This is a genomic window from Micromonospora sp. NPDC000316 (assembly GCF_042898885.1).
Lineage (GTDB): Bacteria > Actinomycetota > Actinomycetes > Mycobacteriales > Micromonosporaceae > Micromonospora.
Genome location: NZ_JBIAZG010000006.1, coordinates 163086 through 177551, shown reverse-complemented (window position 1 = coordinate 177551; position 14466 = coordinate 163086). Strand labels below are relative to the sequence as shown.

Genomic DNA, 14466 nt, shown 5'->3' with positions numbered 1-14466 from the left:
ACTGGCTCACCGATATCCGCCGGCAGCGCGTTACCTGCCCACAATCACCGGGCACCCGTCGCCGGATGGCGACGGGCACCCGGACGTGCGGGCTCCGAGTTGTCAGCGCTTGGCGTCGCCGTCGTCGGTGTCGTCAGCATCGTTGGGCTGGCCCGGGGCCTTCTCCTCCGCACCGCCGGGTGCGGAGAAGTCGAAGCTGTCCAGCTCGCTGAGGTCCATGTCGTTCATGGCGAAGGCCACCGGGTCGGCGAAGTCGTCGTCGGACGGGAGCAGGTCCGGGTGGCCCCAGACGGCGTCCCGGCCTTCGATGCCGCGGTGTTCGGTGAGCGCGGCCCACAGGGCCGCCGCCTCCCGCAGCCGGCGGGGGCGCAGCTCCAGGCCGACGAGCGCGGCGAAGGTCTGCTCGGCGGGACCGCCGGCGGCGCGACGGCGACGGAACGCCTCGCCCAGCCGGACGACGTTTGGCAGGCGGTCGGTGGCGGCGTTGTCCACCACGTGGCACACCCAGCCCTCGACCAGGGCCAGCGCGGTCTCCAACCGGGCCAGCGAGGCCTTCTGCGCCGGGCTGTCCTCGGGGGTGAAGATGCCCTCCAGGGCGATCGCCTGCATCGACTCCGGGTCGGTCGGGTCGACCCGTCCCATCGCCTCCTCGATCGCCTCCCGGTTGACCCGGATGCCCGAGGCGTACATCTCGACGGCGCTGAGCACGTGCCCGCGCAGCCACGGCACGTGCTGGAACAGCCGCTGGTGTGCGGCTTCGCGCAGCGCCACGTAGAGGCGTACCTCGTCTTCGGGCAGCTCCAGGCCCTCGCCGTACGCGCGGATGTTGGCCGGGATCAGCGCGGCCGTGCCGGCCGGGCCGAGCGGCAGCCCGATGTCGCCGGCGGAGAGCACCTCGGCGGCGAGCGAGCCGAGGGCCTGCCCCAACTGGCCGCCGAAGAGCGCGCCACCGAGGGTGGCGACCATCGACTGCATGGGGCCGAGCTGGGCGCGGGCCTCTGGCGGCACCAGGTCGCCCATCGCGCCGACCATCCGGCTGGCCACCGGGTCGCAGAGCTTGCGCCACACGTCAAGCGTCTTGAAGATCCACTCATTGCGGTTCCAGGCCACCGGGGACTGGATGCCCGACGGCCACGACGAGGCCGGCTCCAGCCACAGGTCGGCCAGGCGCAATGCCTCCTCGACGGCGTTGCGCTCGTACGGCGACACCGCCGGGTCACCGGCGGCGGCGAGCTGGCTGGCTGCTACCTGCCGAGCCAGGTCCCAGTTGACCGGTCCACTGCCCGGCGCGGAGAGCAGGTGCTGCAACTGCGACATGAACTGCTGCATCTGCGCGGGATCGTTGGGGTCTGGTGGTTGCCCACCCGGGAGCGCGAAACCGAACGGAATATCAGGCACGACGTCTACGGTACGCGGGCCGAGCCCCAGGTAGCCGCCCCTGGCGTTGCGCTGAGGGCGAAGTCGCGTGGCGCATCCGGCAGACCAGCCCCGAGCGATCGGTACGCTCTGCCGCATGAGACGTCGTGGCCTGACGGTCCTGCTCGGTGCCCTGTTCACCGCTCTGCTGAGCGTCGGGGTGCTCCGGGTGCCGATCCCGTACGTGGTGCTCGGCCCGGGCCCGACGGTCAACACACTCGGCACAGCCGACGGTAAGGAGGTCATCCAGGTCTCCGGACGGCAGACCTCCACGTCCGCCGGTCAGCTCCGGCTGACGACGGTGGGAGTGCAGCCCACCGTGCGGCTGCGCTCGGCGATCGCCGGCTGGTTCTCCGACGACGAGGCGGTGGTGCCGCGCGAGTTGGTATACCCGCCGGGGGAGTCGACAGAGCAGGTCGAGCAGCGCAACGCCGAGGACTTCAAGGTGTCGCAGACCAGCGCCGAGACGGCCGCGCTGCGCGAGTTGGGCTTCCCGGTGCAGGTGGTGGTCAAGACGGTGGCGGCCGACGGCCCGTCCGCCGGGTTGTTGAAGGTCGGCGACGTGGTCACCTCTGTCGACGGCCAGCCGGTGCCGGTGGCCGCGAAGCTCACCGAGCTGATCCGGGCCAAGCCGGCCGGTACGGCCCTGGCCATCGGCTACACCCGCGACGGCGCGCCGGCCACCGCGACGGTGACGAGCCGTGAGCAGGACGGCCGGCCGCGGATCGGTGTCGAGATCGACCAGCAGCAGCCGCACCCGTTCACGCTCAGCATCGACCTGGGTGACATCGGCGGCCCGAGCGCCGGCCTGATGTTCGCCCTGGGCATCGTGGACAAGCTGACTCCGGCCGACCTCACCGGCGGCAAGATCATCGCCGGCACCGGAACCATCGACGACGAGGGCACGGTCGGCCCGATCGGCGGGATCGCCCAGAAGTTGGTTGGCGCGAAGCGCGCCGGGGCCAAGGTGTTCCTGGTGCCGGCGGACAACTGCGCCGAGGCGGTCCGCAATCCGCAGCCCGATCTGCCGCTGCTGCGTGTGGGTTCACTCACCGAGGCGATGACCGCGCTGGATACGTTGCGCTCGGGAGGCCAGCCGACGCGCTGCTGACGCTCGTGACCGTGTCCCGACACGTTCAGGAACACCCCGTACTCTGGGTGCCCTGGTCGGAGCCGATCACATCGAGCGTGCGGAGCCAACAGTGGTAATGCGTAGCAGCAGCCCCCTACCGAAGATGAGTAGGCGCGGACGCGTCACCATCGCCGTCCTGGTGGGGGTGTTCGTGCTCTTCACCCTGCTGGGCTGGGGTGTTCAGGCCTGGACGGACTGGCTGTGGTTCGACGAGGTCCGTTACACAGAGGTCTTCACAGGTGTGCTGCTCACCCGGCTGCTGCTCTTCCTCGCCATCGGCCTCGGCATGGCTGTGATCGTTGCCGGCAACCTGTGGCTGGCATACCGGCTGCGCCCGCGGTTGCGCCCGCACTCGGTCGAGCAGGCCACTCTGGAACGCTACCGGATGGTGCTCAGCCCGCGCCTGGGCACCTGGATCGCGCTGACCGCAGTCGTGATCGGCCTCTTCGCCGGCCTGTCGGCGCAGAGCCGGTGGAACCAGTGGCTGCTCTTCCGCAACGGTGGTGACTTCGGGGTCAAGGACCCGGAGTTCGGGGTGGACATCGGCTTCTACGTCTTCCAGCTGCCGTTCTGGCGTTACCTGCTCGGCATCGGCTTCACCGCTGTGGTGTTGGCTCTGATCGGCGCGCTGGCGGTGCACTACCTCTTCGGCGGGGTCCGTCTCCAGGGCGTCGGGGACCGGATGACGAACGCGGCCCGCGCTCACCTGAGCAGCCTGGTAGCGGCCTTCGTGCTGCTCAAGGCCGTCGCGTACGTGCTGGACCGTCGGGCGATGCTGCTGGAGTACAACGAGGGCGCCAAGTTGTACGGCGCCGGCTACGCCGACGTCAACGCGTTGCTGCCGGCGAAGGAGATCCTGGCGTACATCTCGATCGTGGTGGCGATCGCGATCATCGTGTTCTCCAACGCCTGGATGCGGAACCTGGTCTGGCCGGGCATCTCGCTCGCCCTGCTGGGCGTGTCCGCAGTGGCCATCGGCGGCATCTACCCCTGGGCGGTGCAGACCTTCGAGGTCAAGCCGAGCGCCAAGGACAAGGAAGCGCCGTACATCCAGCGCAGCATCGACGCGACACGTGCGGCGTTCGGGTTGGCGGCGACCGAGACCACCGCGTACGCGGCGAACAACCTCACCCCACCGGCGAACCTGGCCACCGACACCTCGGTCGTGTCGAACGTGCGGCTGCTCGACCCGCAGTTGGTCAGCGAGACGTACACCCAGCTCCAGCAGGTGCGTGGCTTCTACGACTTCGGCCCCAAGCTGGACATCGACCGCTACGGGGTGAACGGGAAGGTCTCCGACTACGTGGTCGGCGTCCGGGAGATCAACTACGGCGAGCTGACCGACCAGCAGAACACCTGGATCAACAGGCACACCGTCTACACCCACGGCTTCGGGCTGGTGGCCGCCCCGGCCAACCAGGTGGTCTGCGGCGGGCAGCCGTTCTTCGTCTCGGGCTTCCTCGGCGAGCGCACCCAGGAGGCGTGCTCCTCGCAGACCGAGCAGATCCCGGCCAAGCAGCCGCGCATCTACTACGGCGAGCGGATGGCGCCTGGCGACTACGCGATCGTCGGCCAGTCCGACCCGAACAAGAAGGCCGAGTTCGACAGGCCGGTCGGTGAGGGCGGCGGCGAGTCCTACACCTACACCGGTGAGGGCGGCGTCAAGATCGGCTCCTTCGCCCGGCGGCTGCTGTACGCCATCAAGGAGCAGGAGACGAACTTCCTGCTCTCCGAGGCGGTGAACAAGGACTCCAAGCTGCTCTACGTGCGCAACCCGCGCGACCGGGTGGAGAAGGTCGCGCCGTTCCTCACCCTGGACGGCGACCCGTACCCGGCGGTGGTGGACGGTCGGGTGCAGTGGATCGTCGACGGCTACACCACGGCGGCCACCTACCCGTACGCCGAGCGGGTCAACCTGCAGACCGAGACGACCGACGAGCTGACCAACCGGGGCACCTTCCAGCTGGCCCGCGAGAACGTCAACTACATGCGCAACTCGGTGAAGGCCACCGTCGACGCGTACGACGGCACGGTGAAGCTCTACGAGTACGACGACACCGACCCGGTGCTCAAGGCGTGGAACAAGGCGTTCGGCGGTGACCTGGTGCTGCCGAAGGCGGACATCCCGGTCGAGCTGACCGAGCACCTGCGCTACCCGGCGGACATGTTCAAGGTGCAGCGCAACCTGCTCACCAAGTTCCACGTGACCAACCCGGGTGACTTCTACTCCGCACAGGACTTCTGGCAGGTGCCGAACGTGCCGGACGCTCCGGACAGCGGCCAGAAGCAGCCCCCGTACTACCTGTTCACCCAGTTCCCGGGTCAGGAGAGCCCTCGGTTCCAGCTCACCTCGGCGGTCACCCCGAACGGCAGGCAGAACCTGGCCGCGCTGATCTCCGGGTCGTACGTCGAGGGCAAGCCACGGCTGGAGGTGCTGGAGCTGCCGGACCAGACCCGGATCTCCGGCCCGGTCCAGGTGCACCAGCAGATGACCAACAACGCGAACATCCGTCAGCAGCTCAACCTGCTCTCCAGCAACCAGGCGCAGGTGCAGTACGGCAACCTGCTCTCGCTGCCCTTCGCCGACGGCATGCTCTACGTCGAGCCGGTCTACGTGAAGAGCAACCAGCAGGACGCGTACCCGCTGTTGCAGAAGGTGTTGCTCTCCTACGGTGACGGCGGCTCCTTCGTGGCGCTCGCCGACAACATCAACGACGGCATCAAGCAGTTGGTCGAGCAGGGCAAGCGGGCCGGGGCTGCGACGCCACCCCCGACCACCGGGGGCAACCCGACGACGCCGTCACCGACGACGACGCCGACCCCGCCCGCGCCGGGCGGCGAAGCGCCGCCGCTGACCGGCGAGCTGGCCACCGCTGCGGAGCGGGTGCAGACCGCCATCACCGAGGTCCGGGCCGCGCAGACGTCCGGCGACTTCGAGCGGTACGGTCGCGCGCTCAAGGCTCTGGACGAGGCGCTCACCGCCTTCCAGCAGGCGCAGCAGGCGGCCACCCCGGCCGGTACGCCGAGCGGCAGCGCAGCGCCGCCGTCGCCCAGCGGCAGCCCGAGCGCCGGCACGGGCGGCTGACAGCCCCCCGGTAGCACCTCGCGGAGCCCTCGTCGTCGGACCACCCGGTCCTGACGGCGAGGGCTCCGCCGTGTTCGTGCGCTGTGCCCGCCTGTCGCCTCTCGGACAGCTTTGGTCCGGCCGACCCGCAACCCACGACACCCGGCCGCCGTCCTCACTGCAACGGGGCGCGGACGAGGGGGAACAGTCGTGAGGGATGCGCACAGCTTCGACGAGTTCTATCGCAGCACCGCCCGGCGGATGATGCGGTACGGCTACGCGGTGGCTGGTGACCACACCGAGGCGCAGGACCTGGTGCAGGAAGCCTTCACCCGGGCCTGGCGGCAGTGGGGGCGGCTGTCGGAGCATCCGGCGCCCGAGGCGTGGCTGCGGCTCGTGGTGTCCCGGCTGGCGAACGACCGCTGGCGGCGTCTGCACCGTTGGCGTGCGGTGCTCAGTCGTAGCGGGCCGCCACCGACCGCGCCGCCGCCGAGCGAGAACGGGGTGCTGCTGGTCGGGGCGCTTCGTCAGTTGCCGGCCACGCAGCGGCAGGCGCTGGCCCTGCACTACCTCTTCGACATGTCGGTCGAGGAGATCGCCCGGGAGACCGACGTACCGGTCGGCACCGTCAAGTCCTGGCTGTCCCGGGGTCGGTCCCGGCTGGCCGCGCTGCTGCCCGACCTCTACACCGAGGAGTTGGAGGCGAACGATGTCAGCTGAGATCTCCGACCTGTACCGGTCGCTCACCGCCGTCGCCGACGGCGTGGAGGTGACCCGCCCCGAGTTGGTCCGACGGCGTGCCGACCGGCGGGCCCGGGTCCGGCTCGCCAGCACGGCGGTCGCTGTGGCGGTGCTGCTCGGCGGGGTGGCCGTCGGTGGACGGCTGGCGCTGTCGGCGGACGGACCCGCGCCGTTGCCCCCGCCCGCTGGCACGCCCGGGCCGCTGCCGACCGGGTCGACTCCCCGACCGTCGCCGTCTGTCTCGCAAACGCTGTCGGCGTCGTCGACGCCGCCGAGCAGCACGCCGAGTGGTACGCCATCCGCAACGGGAGCTGCGACGCCCCGGCCGCCCACGTCGATCCCGGATCGGGCGTTCTTCAAGCTGGCGGCGGCCAATGACAGAGGTCTGGAATCGTGGACGAAGTCGGCGATGCTGCCGGCGCTCTGCGGGGCGAGCTATCCCAGCGACTCGGCAGTGGTGCAGCGCCGCGGCCGGGCTCTGGCGTACAAACTGCCCCAGTCGCCACCGGAGTACGTGCCGGACGGCAGTTACCGGCACACCATCACCATTTACCGCACGGGGCGTGCCGACGACGCGTTGCGGGAGTTGCGGCAGGCCGTCCGTGACTGTCCCACCCAGAAACTGTCGAACGGCACCAGGACGTGGCAGCAGCGGCTGCTGGCCTCCGGGGAGTACGGCGACGAGTCGGTGTTGTTCGAGATGCGATCCCCGTATCCGGACGGGATGGGCGAGCCGGGAGCAGACGAGGTGCGGCTGGTCCGGGCGGTCCGGATCGGCGATGTGGTGACTGTGCTCTGGGAGCAGGGTTGGGAGTCCACCACGGCCGAGCGGGCGCAGGTCGACGCCGACAGTCGGCGGGCCGTGGCGGCGATCGAGAAATGGCTCGACTGACAAAGGCCCAGGTCAGAGGGGTTCATGGCAGTGGTATCGGGGTCGCTTTGCGGTGCCCCGGGTCGGTGCGCTACGGTTAGTGAACCGACGCGGGGTGGAGCAGCTCGGTAGCTCGCTGGGCTCATAACCCAGAGGTCGCAGGTTCAAATCCTGTCCCCGCTACGAAAGCGAAAGCCCGTTTCCGGTTCGCCGGAAACGGGCTTTCGCCATTGTCGGGCACGGGCGTCGGCGAGGTTGGTGACCCCACTGATCATGTCCGAACCGGATGGGTTAGTCTTTACCAGGCGACGCGGGGTGGAGCAGCTCGGTAGCTCGCTGGGCTCATAACCCAGAGGTCGCAGGTTCAAATCCTGTCCCCGCTACGACTGGCCCGGCCCCCCACATTGTGGGGGGCCGGGCTTTTTGCTGCCCTACCTGAGGAGGGGCCGGCGCCTCGCGGGCACCGGCCCCTCGCGGGTCTACCTCAGGCCGAAGGCCCGCGTGACGGTCTGGGTGACGCCGTCACCATCGCGCTTCTTGGCGGTCACCCGGATCGACACGAAGTCGGCCCGGTGCGGCGCGTTCAGGATCGCCTGCCAGGCGCCCTTCTTCTCCTGCAGGTCCTGCCGCTGCCAGGTTGCCCCGTCGTCATACGAGACCTCGAGCATGACCGAGGACACCGCGTCCCGAGCGGCGGTGCTGCCCGCCACCACCGGCATGATGGAGAGCTCGTTGCGGCGCTTCGCCTGACCTGCGGCGTCCACGTCCGCCTCGTAGTCCAGCTGGACCAGCGGGACGGTCTCGATCTCATCGGTAGCACCCGAGTGGAAGGTCCACTCGGTGCGCGTGGCGGTCGAGTACGGGCTGAAGTCCGGATCGCCCGTCGTGTCGACGACCAGCCGGTACGGCAGTTTCTCCGGTGCCAGGTCATATGCGCCGAACCAGGGGAAACCCTCGATGTGGGCCAACTGCTTGTCGCCCTGGTAGAGGGTGGCCTTCTGCGGCAGCCGGCTCCCGCCGCTGTGCGCGGCTCCCGCATCGCTGAATCCCTCGATGGTGGCGCTGAACCAGGTGTCACTGCGGACCAGGGTGTCCAGCGGGAGCATTCGCGGCCTCGTGATGGGCCCGAACCACCGGTCCGTCTGTACGCTGCCCGGCTGGTAGGTCATCTCCTCCGTGTGCGACTGCGCCCAGTCTTCGATGTCGGCCCGTTGCTGCCACCTGATGTCGCTTGCGGCGGAAACCCAGTCGGTCCGTGGCCCCGGGGCGACCTGCTCGGGCGGGAACCCGGGTGCCGCCGTCGGTGCGTACGGCGGGAAGTCCACCCGCGTCTCGGAGGACCGCTGCCCCGCAGGCGGTGAGAGCGTGAGGTCGATCCGGGCGAGGTTGCGGGGGTCCGTCCTGGCGGAGGGGTCGCTGGGCACCCCTTGACGGTGGTAGTCGACCAGGTCGTACAGGTATCTCGGGGCGGGGTGGGCCACCACGGTCAGCCGTACCGCCTTGCGGCCGGCAGCGATGATCTTCTGAATCAGCGCCTCGCCCTGGTCCGTGACGACGGAGGCGACCGGGATCTGGCCGGTCGTCACGCCGTCGGGGTTGCCGTACCAGTCGCTCTTGCGGCCGTCGTGGTCGTTGACCACGAGCAGTAGCGCCGCGCCGGCGGCGTGCGCCGCCGCGGCCTGGTCCGTCGGGGCCACCGAGTCGTTGCTGCGGACGACCACGGCCTTGCCGCGGGCGGTCAGACCGGCGTAGTCGGCCTTCGCGCCGTTGCCGGCGAAGACGGTGTCCAGGCGCGAGGTGCCGTCCGGCAGCGGCCGTGAGCCAGGCTGCACGAGAGGCGCGCCGAGGCGACGGTCGTTGTAGCTGATCTCCAGTGGCGTCTGCTCGGCCCGAATCCTGGTGGTGAAGACGAAGCTGCCCTTCTTCACCTTGGTGGTCGGGAGTGCCCAGAGGCTGTCGTAGGCGGCGCTGGGGAAGGTGGCCGTACGCAGGGCCGTCGAGTCGTCGGGCGTCGGTTCGGCCGAGGTGAAGGAGCGGTAGACGTCGATCCTGCTGTTGGTGACCGCCGTCGGTTGAGGTGTCGCCACCTTCACCTGTCGTGCCTGTGACGCGTCGAGGTTCACGACCCGGTTGGCCGTCAGGTCCACCTCGGGGGCGCTCATCATCACGAGCCCGAGGGAGCGGGGACCGTTCATCCCTTCCACGTCCGCCATGGTGACGACGGTGTACGTGCCGGGAGCCATCCGGCTGGTGAGCTCACCGTTCAGCACCCACATGAAGGTGGAGCCCGTGTCGGCGCTGACGATCTCGACCTCGCCGCTCATGGGTCGACCGGCGCGGTCCTTCAGTCTGATGGTGAGGTCGTACTTCTTGGATTCGACGGCGATTCCCGCAGCGGTGTGCACCTCACCGGCCGCGGAGCGGGCCGTGACCTGGGCGGAGTACCGGCCCGGCGGGAGACCCTCGGGGTCCGCCACCACGTCGACCGTCGAGGTTCCGCGCGCGGGCACCGTGACGCGGCTGGCGGTCGCCGTGAACGTCTGCGCGGGGGAGGTGCCCCGGTCGACGGAGAGGTCCAACGTGACCGGCCTGGTCGTGGTGTTGGTGTAGGTGATCTTCCGTTTGATCGGCTGTGGTGTGCTGCCCCACTTGACGAGGCCCGCGTCCACCGAGCCGGTCGCGATGATCTGGTCCTGGTGGTAGGCGGCGGCCACGTTCAGCCGACCACTGCCGGCCTGGTAGGCGTCGTAGCCGGGCGTGCGGACGCTGGTGCTCATCAGCGCGTCCTTGAGCTGGCGCGCACTCCAGGTCGGGTGCTTCTGCACCAGCAGGGCGGCCGCGCCGGCGACGTGGGGCGCTGCCATCGAGGTGCCGCTGTTCTCGACGTAGAAGCCCTCGCTGTAGACGTCGTACTGGGAGCGGGCCGCCAGCACGTTCACGCCGGGGGCGGTCATGTCGGGCTTGAGTGCCTCGTCGTTGCTGCGTGGCCCAACGCTGGAAAAGCTGGCCAGGTGGTCGGCGCCGTCCACGGCGCCGACGGTGAGCGCGGCGTCCGCGGTGCCCGGCGCACCAAGGGTGTACGGGTCGGGTCCGCTGTTGCCGGCGGCGACGACGAAGAGCGCGCCTGTCTCGGCGGTCAGGTGGTTGACGGCCTGGCTCAGCGGGTCGTCCTGGGTGTGCCACGCGCTCACGCCCAGGCTCATGTTGATCACCTTGGCGCGTTCGGTCTGCGCCGCCCACTCCATGCCCGCGATGATTCCCGAGATCGTCCCGCTGCCGTTCTTGTCGAGAACCTTGCCGATCACCAGATCGGCGTCGGGAGCGACGCCGCGCTCCTTGCCGCCGGAGGCGGCGCCCGTTCCGGCGACGGTGGAGGCAGTGTGGGTGCCGTGCCCGTTCCGGTCGATGACGTCGTCGCCGGGGATGAAGCTGCGGGAGGCAACGATCTGGTTCACGAGATCGGGGTGGGCGGTGTCCACACCGCCGTCCAGGACGGCGACCCGGACACCGCTGCCGGTGCCACCCGCGGCCCACGCTGCGGGCGCGCCGATCTGGGCGGTGGTGTCGGCGAGGGTTGCCTTCGCCTTGCCGTCGAGCCACACCTTGTCCACCCCGGCGGTGAAGGAGGGTGCGGTCGGGGCGGCACTGCGGGCGGTCGGCGACTGGCCGCCGCCGGTGAGGGCAGACCAGAAGTCGGCGGCCTGCGACCGGCGGGTGCGGATCGCCTCACCATCGACGGACGGAAGCTCCAGCGTGGTCTGCGCGCCCGGTAGCGCAGCGGCGGTCCCACGTTTCGCCGAGCCCGTGGTGCGGGTGACGATCAGGGGGAGTTGGCTGGTCCGCGCGTCGTCGTAGCCCTGCGCGATCAGTTGGGTGACGTCGAAGAGTTGCTTGTCGAGTCGACCCGTGGCGAGGTAGGGAATCGCCTCGTCGGGGTACACATAGGTGTCCCTGCCTTCGGTGGCGACGCGTACGGCGCCCGTGGCGCCCGGCGCGCGTTTGACGTCCACCACCGGGCTCTTGCCCCCGGCCACCGGAGTCACCGTGACCTTGTCTCCGGTGATCAGGGTGACCGTGACAGGTGCACCGGGTGCGCCGCCGCTCGCGGCCGGCCTCGTGGGCGGCGGTTGCGGGGGAGTGGCGCCGTGCGCCGCCGCGGGGGTCACCAGGGCGGCCACGAGGGCGACGCCGATCGACGCGGCGGATCTTCGGAGGAACGAGGGCCTCACACTGCCTCCAATGTTCTGGGATGGGCCGAATCCGATCACCTCCGGAGTTTTCTGTAAAGATCCTTCATCTTTGCCGGAGCGTTGCAGGAATATTTCCACGCTGACGGCTTCCGACCAGGACAGCGGAGCTGGTCGATGCGGTGTGGCCGCGAGTCGGGTCCACGGTGGCCACTCTGTGTCAAGGCTCAGGTGAACACGGCCAGGTTGGCGCGAACCAACGTGCCCAGGTTGCGCCGTTGGGCGAGGATGGGCGCATGTCTTCCTTCGGTAGGTGGTGGGGCCGGCTCAGCGCGGTCCTCGGTACGGTCGTACTGGCGGTGTTCGTGCCCGTCGCGGCCTGGGCGTCCACAGGCACGGGCGAGATCGTGGTGGAGGCCGCTCGACGGCGGTCCCGAGGGGGCGGCTTCGGCTTCATCGGCCTGCTCTGCTGCCTCGTGGTTGTGGCGATCATCGTGTTCCTGCTGCTGCGCCTGATGCGTGGCCGTCGGGGCGGCCCGCCGCGCTGAGCCCGTTCACACGCGCGGCCTGCCTCGGGCGGCTACCGCTCGCCGGTGGTCACGCCGCCAGGGCTGCGTTGGCCTGGGCGAGGAAGCGCGAGGTGGCCGCGCGCGTGCCGGCCCGTCCGACGCGGATGCTCTCTGCGGCAGCGACCAGCAGGGTACGCACCTTCGCGTGACCCTTCGGCGGCGGCGCGGGCGCCGGGCCGAGCTGGTCGGCGATGCTGGCGCCGAACGCGGCGGCGCGCTGCTGAGCGGGGTCGGTGATGCTGCCCTCGGTGTACCGGCGCACGGCGATGCTGGCGTTGAGGCCGCGTTCGTGGCCGAGGACGGTGCCGGCCTCGCCGTTCGTGGTCAGAAAGTTGATCACGTCGACGACGGTGTCCGGGTGACGGGTGCCGCGGAACGCGGACCAGTACATCGACGCTCTCGCCCACTGTGCGCCCGGCGGGCCGGGAAAGCCCACCACGCCCAGCTCCGACTCGGTTAGCGGCTGTAGCTCCGGTAGCTGGTGCGACCAGGCGAAGGACGCGGCGGTCAACCCGGTGACGACCGGCTGCCGGGCTGGCTCTGCATCGTCGACCTGCTCGACGAGAGCCGCGCCCGGGGTGGCCCGCCCGCTGCGGGCCCGCTGCCACAGCTCGAACCAGGCGATCAGCTCGTCGGCGCCGAAGCCGACCTGCCGCCCCCGATAGAACTCGCCGCCCTGCGAACGCAGCCACAGCCAGAGTGCGCGGTAGTCGCCGGACGCGTCGACAGTGCCCGCCACCTGCCCGTCGCTGGCGTCGGTGACCTGCTCGGCCCAGGAGATGTAGTCCGCCCAGGACATCCCGGCGCGCGGCTCGGGCACCCGCAGCTCGCGCAGCAGGTCGCGGTTGAAGACCACTGCCGCGTGGGTCTGCCCGGCGGCCACCGCCATCGTCCGGCCCGCCACGGTCCCGGAGCGGATCAGGCCGTCCGGCAGGCCACGCAGATCCAACCGGTGATCGGCCACCCGTTCGGTGAGATCGAGGATGATCTCACGTTGGGTGTACTCGGCCAGCACGGCGTCGTCGAGCTGGATCAGATCGGGCACGTTGCCGCCGGCAGCCTGGGTGGCCAGCCGGTCGTAGTAGCCGTCGGCACCCTGCCAGGTGACGCGGAAGGTGACCCGGGGGTTGCGCTCCGAGTAGAGCCGCAGAACCTTCTCGGTCAACTCGGCTCGCCTCGGCCCACCCCACCAGAAGACCGACAGCTCGACCGGCCCGTCCTCGGTCGACGTGGCGGATTCGTCGCTGCACCCGGCCAGCCCGCCAGTGGCCAGCAGAGGCGCGCCGAGCAGGGCGGTCAGCAGTCGGCGCCGGCCCGGGTCGGCGCCGAGGCGGTCGAGCGGAGGGCGTACAACGGGCACGGTGTCTCCTGGCACTGCGGGCGGGGTCGGACCATTCACGCAGGCGGCGCAGTTGGGTGTCAACGTCCGTCCGGTCACCCCTCCCGGCGGCTCCGGTGCGGGTGGCCAAAACGGGCCCGCCGGTGGCGCGTGGTGTACTAGGGCGCGTGGAACTTCTGCACTCAGGCAAGGTCCGGGACGTCTACGCCGACGGCGACGACCTGATTCTGGTCGCCTCGGACCGCATCTCGATCTACGACGTGGCGCTGCCGACGCCGATCCCCGACAAGGGTCGCCTGCTCACCGCGCTGTCGCTCTGGTGGTTCGAGCAACTCGCCGACCTGGTGCCGAACCACGTCATCTCGGCCACCGACGTGCCTGCGGAGTTCGCCGGCCGGGCGCTCCGCTGCCAGCGGTTGGACATGGTCCCGGTGGAGTGCGTCGCCCGCGGCTACCTGACCGGCGGCGGCCTGCGGGAGTACGAGGCCACCGGCGCGGTCTCCGGCGTGGCTCTGCCCCGAGGGCTCGGCGAGGCGTCGATCCTGCCCGAACCGATCTTCACGCCGTCGAGCAAGGCACCGGCGGGCGAGCACGACGAGCCGATCACGTTCGCCGACGTCGTGGACAAGGTCGGCGAGGACACCGCCGAGCGGCTGCGGCAGATCACCATCGACATCTACCGGCGCGGTGCCGAGCTGGCCGCCGACCGGGGCATCCTGATCGCCGACACCAAGATCGAGCTGGGTTGGGCACCGGACGGCACGCTGGTCCTCGCCGACGAGCTGCTCACCTCCGACTCGTCGCGGTTCTGGCCGGCCGAGTCGTACCAGCCGGGTCGTGTGCAGTTCTCCTACGACAAGCAGTACGTGCGGGACTGGGCCACCGGCAGCGGCTGGAACAAGCAGCCGCCGGCACCGGACGTGCCCGCCGAGGTCGTCGAGGCGACCCGCGCCCGCTACATCGAGGTGTACGAGAAGCTCACCGGCAACCGCTGGAGCTGAGCTGGCGCCAGCGATCCGCCGGGTCACCACCGTGCTGCGCGCGCCCTTTGCTCTGCTTCAACCGGCGCAACACTCACGGCACCTTTCCGTTGCGTCCGTTGAAGCAGAGCAAAGGAGGCGCACGTAGGTGCTGGGCCGGGACGGTC

At 70.2% G+C, this 14466-nt stretch carries 9 protein-coding genes and 2 tRNA genes; 8 read left to right on the top strand and 3 right to left on the bottom strand.

The features are described 5' to 3' along the window. Positions 1 to 102 precede the first annotated feature (102 nt). A complete protein-coding gene (locus tag ACFY2Q_RS15665) occupies positions 103 to 1398 on the bottom strand; it encodes a zinc-dependent metalloprotease (protein ID WP_387130676.1) in 1296 nt (431 codons plus the stop codon). A gap of 115 nt (positions 1399 to 1513) precedes the next feature. Here ACFY2Q_RS15665 and ACFY2Q_RS15660 point away from each other — a divergent pair, with 115 nt between their 5' ends. From ACFY2Q_RS15660 to ACFY2Q_RS15635, 6 genes are all read left to right on the top strand, one after another. Next, a complete protein-coding gene (locus ACFY2Q_RS15660) occupies positions 1514 to 2527 on the top strand; it encodes a PDZ domain-containing protein (protein WP_387130674.1) in 1014 nt (337 codons plus the stop codon). Positions 2528 to 2624: 97 nt separating this feature from the next. Further along, a complete protein-coding gene (locus ACFY2Q_RS15655) occupies positions 2625 to 5633 on the top strand; it encodes a UPF0182 family protein (protein WP_387130671.1) in 3009 nt (1002 codons plus the stop codon). Between the two features lie 189 nt (positions 5634 to 5822). Continuing rightward, on the top strand, positions 5823 to 6332 hold the full coding sequence (locus ACFY2Q_RS15650; RefSeq protein WP_387130668.1) for an RNA polymerase sigma factor: 510 nt from the start codon (positions 5823 to 5825) through the stop codon (positions 6330 to 6332). Beyond that, positions 6322 to 7245, top strand: a complete 924-nt coding sequence (locus tag ACFY2Q_RS15645; RefSeq protein WP_387130665.1) for a hypothetical protein — start codon at positions 6322 to 6324, stop codon at positions 7243 to 7245. The genes ACFY2Q_RS15650 and ACFY2Q_RS15645 overlap by 11 nt, the downstream gene beginning before the upstream one ends. A gap of 88 nt (positions 7246 to 7333) precedes the next feature. Further along, positions 7334 to 7407: transfer RNA gene (locus ACFY2Q_RS15640), tRNA-Met, on the top strand. A 126-nt stretch (positions 7408 to 7533) separates the two neighbouring features. After that, positions 7534 to 7607 (top strand) — tRNA-Met (locus tag ACFY2Q_RS15635). Between the two features lie 96 nt (positions 7608 to 7703). Here the strand turns inward: ACFY2Q_RS15635 and ACFY2Q_RS15630 are convergent. Further along, positions 7704 to 11453 carry a S8 family serine peptidase gene (locus tag ACFY2Q_RS15630; protein WP_387130663.1) on the bottom strand — a complete coding sequence of 1250 codons (3750 nt, stop codon included), beginning with the start codon at positions 11451 to 11453 and terminating at the stop codon, positions 7704 to 7706. Between the two features lie 254 nt (positions 11454 to 11707). On the opposite strand from ACFY2Q_RS15630, the gene ACFY2Q_RS15625 reads away from it, so the two are divergent. Continuing rightward, positions 11708 to 11959 (top strand): hypothetical protein, encoded by a 252-nt coding sequence (locus ACFY2Q_RS15625; protein WP_387130661.1) that lies wholly within the window; start codon positions 11708 to 11710, stop codon positions 11957 to 11959. 49 nt (positions 11960 to 12008) lie between these two features. Here the strand turns inward: ACFY2Q_RS15625 and ACFY2Q_RS15620 are convergent, their stop codons facing one another. Next, positions 12009 to 13340, bottom strand: coding sequence for an ABC transporter substrate-binding protein (locus ACFY2Q_RS15620; RefSeq protein ID WP_387130659.1), 1332 nt, complete (start codon positions 13338 to 13340; stop codon positions 12009 to 12011). A gap of 146 nt (positions 13341 to 13486) precedes the next feature. Here ACFY2Q_RS15620 and ACFY2Q_RS15615 point away from each other — a divergent pair, with 146 nt between their 5' ends. Next, complete coding sequence (locus tag ACFY2Q_RS15615) at positions 13487 to 14320, top strand: phosphoribosylaminoimidazolesuccinocarboxamide synthase (protein ID WP_387130658.1); 834 nt, start codon at positions 13487 to 13489, stop codon at positions 14318 to 14320. Positions 14321 to 14466: the final 146 nt, after the last annotated feature.

What these genes read in the sequence shown, in the direction of transcription:
- ACFY2Q_RS15660 (WP_387130674.1), top strand. Translation starts at nt 1,514, where the DNA reads ATGAGACGTCGTGGCCTGACGGTCCTGCTCGGTGCCCTGTTCACCGCT.
- ACFY2Q_RS15655 (WP_387130671.1), top strand. Translation starts at nt 2,625, where the DNA reads ATGCGTAGCAGCAGCCCCCTACCGAAGATGAGTAGGCGCGGACGCGTC.
- ACFY2Q_RS15645 (WP_387130665.1), top strand. Translation starts at nt 6,322, where the DNA reads ATGTCAGCTGAGATCTCCGACCTGTACCGGTCGCTCACCGCCGTCGCC.
- ACFY2Q_RS15625 (WP_387130661.1), top strand. Translation starts at nt 11,708, where the DNA reads ATGTCTTCCTTCGGTAGGTGGTGGGGCCGGCTCAGCGCGGTCCTCGGT.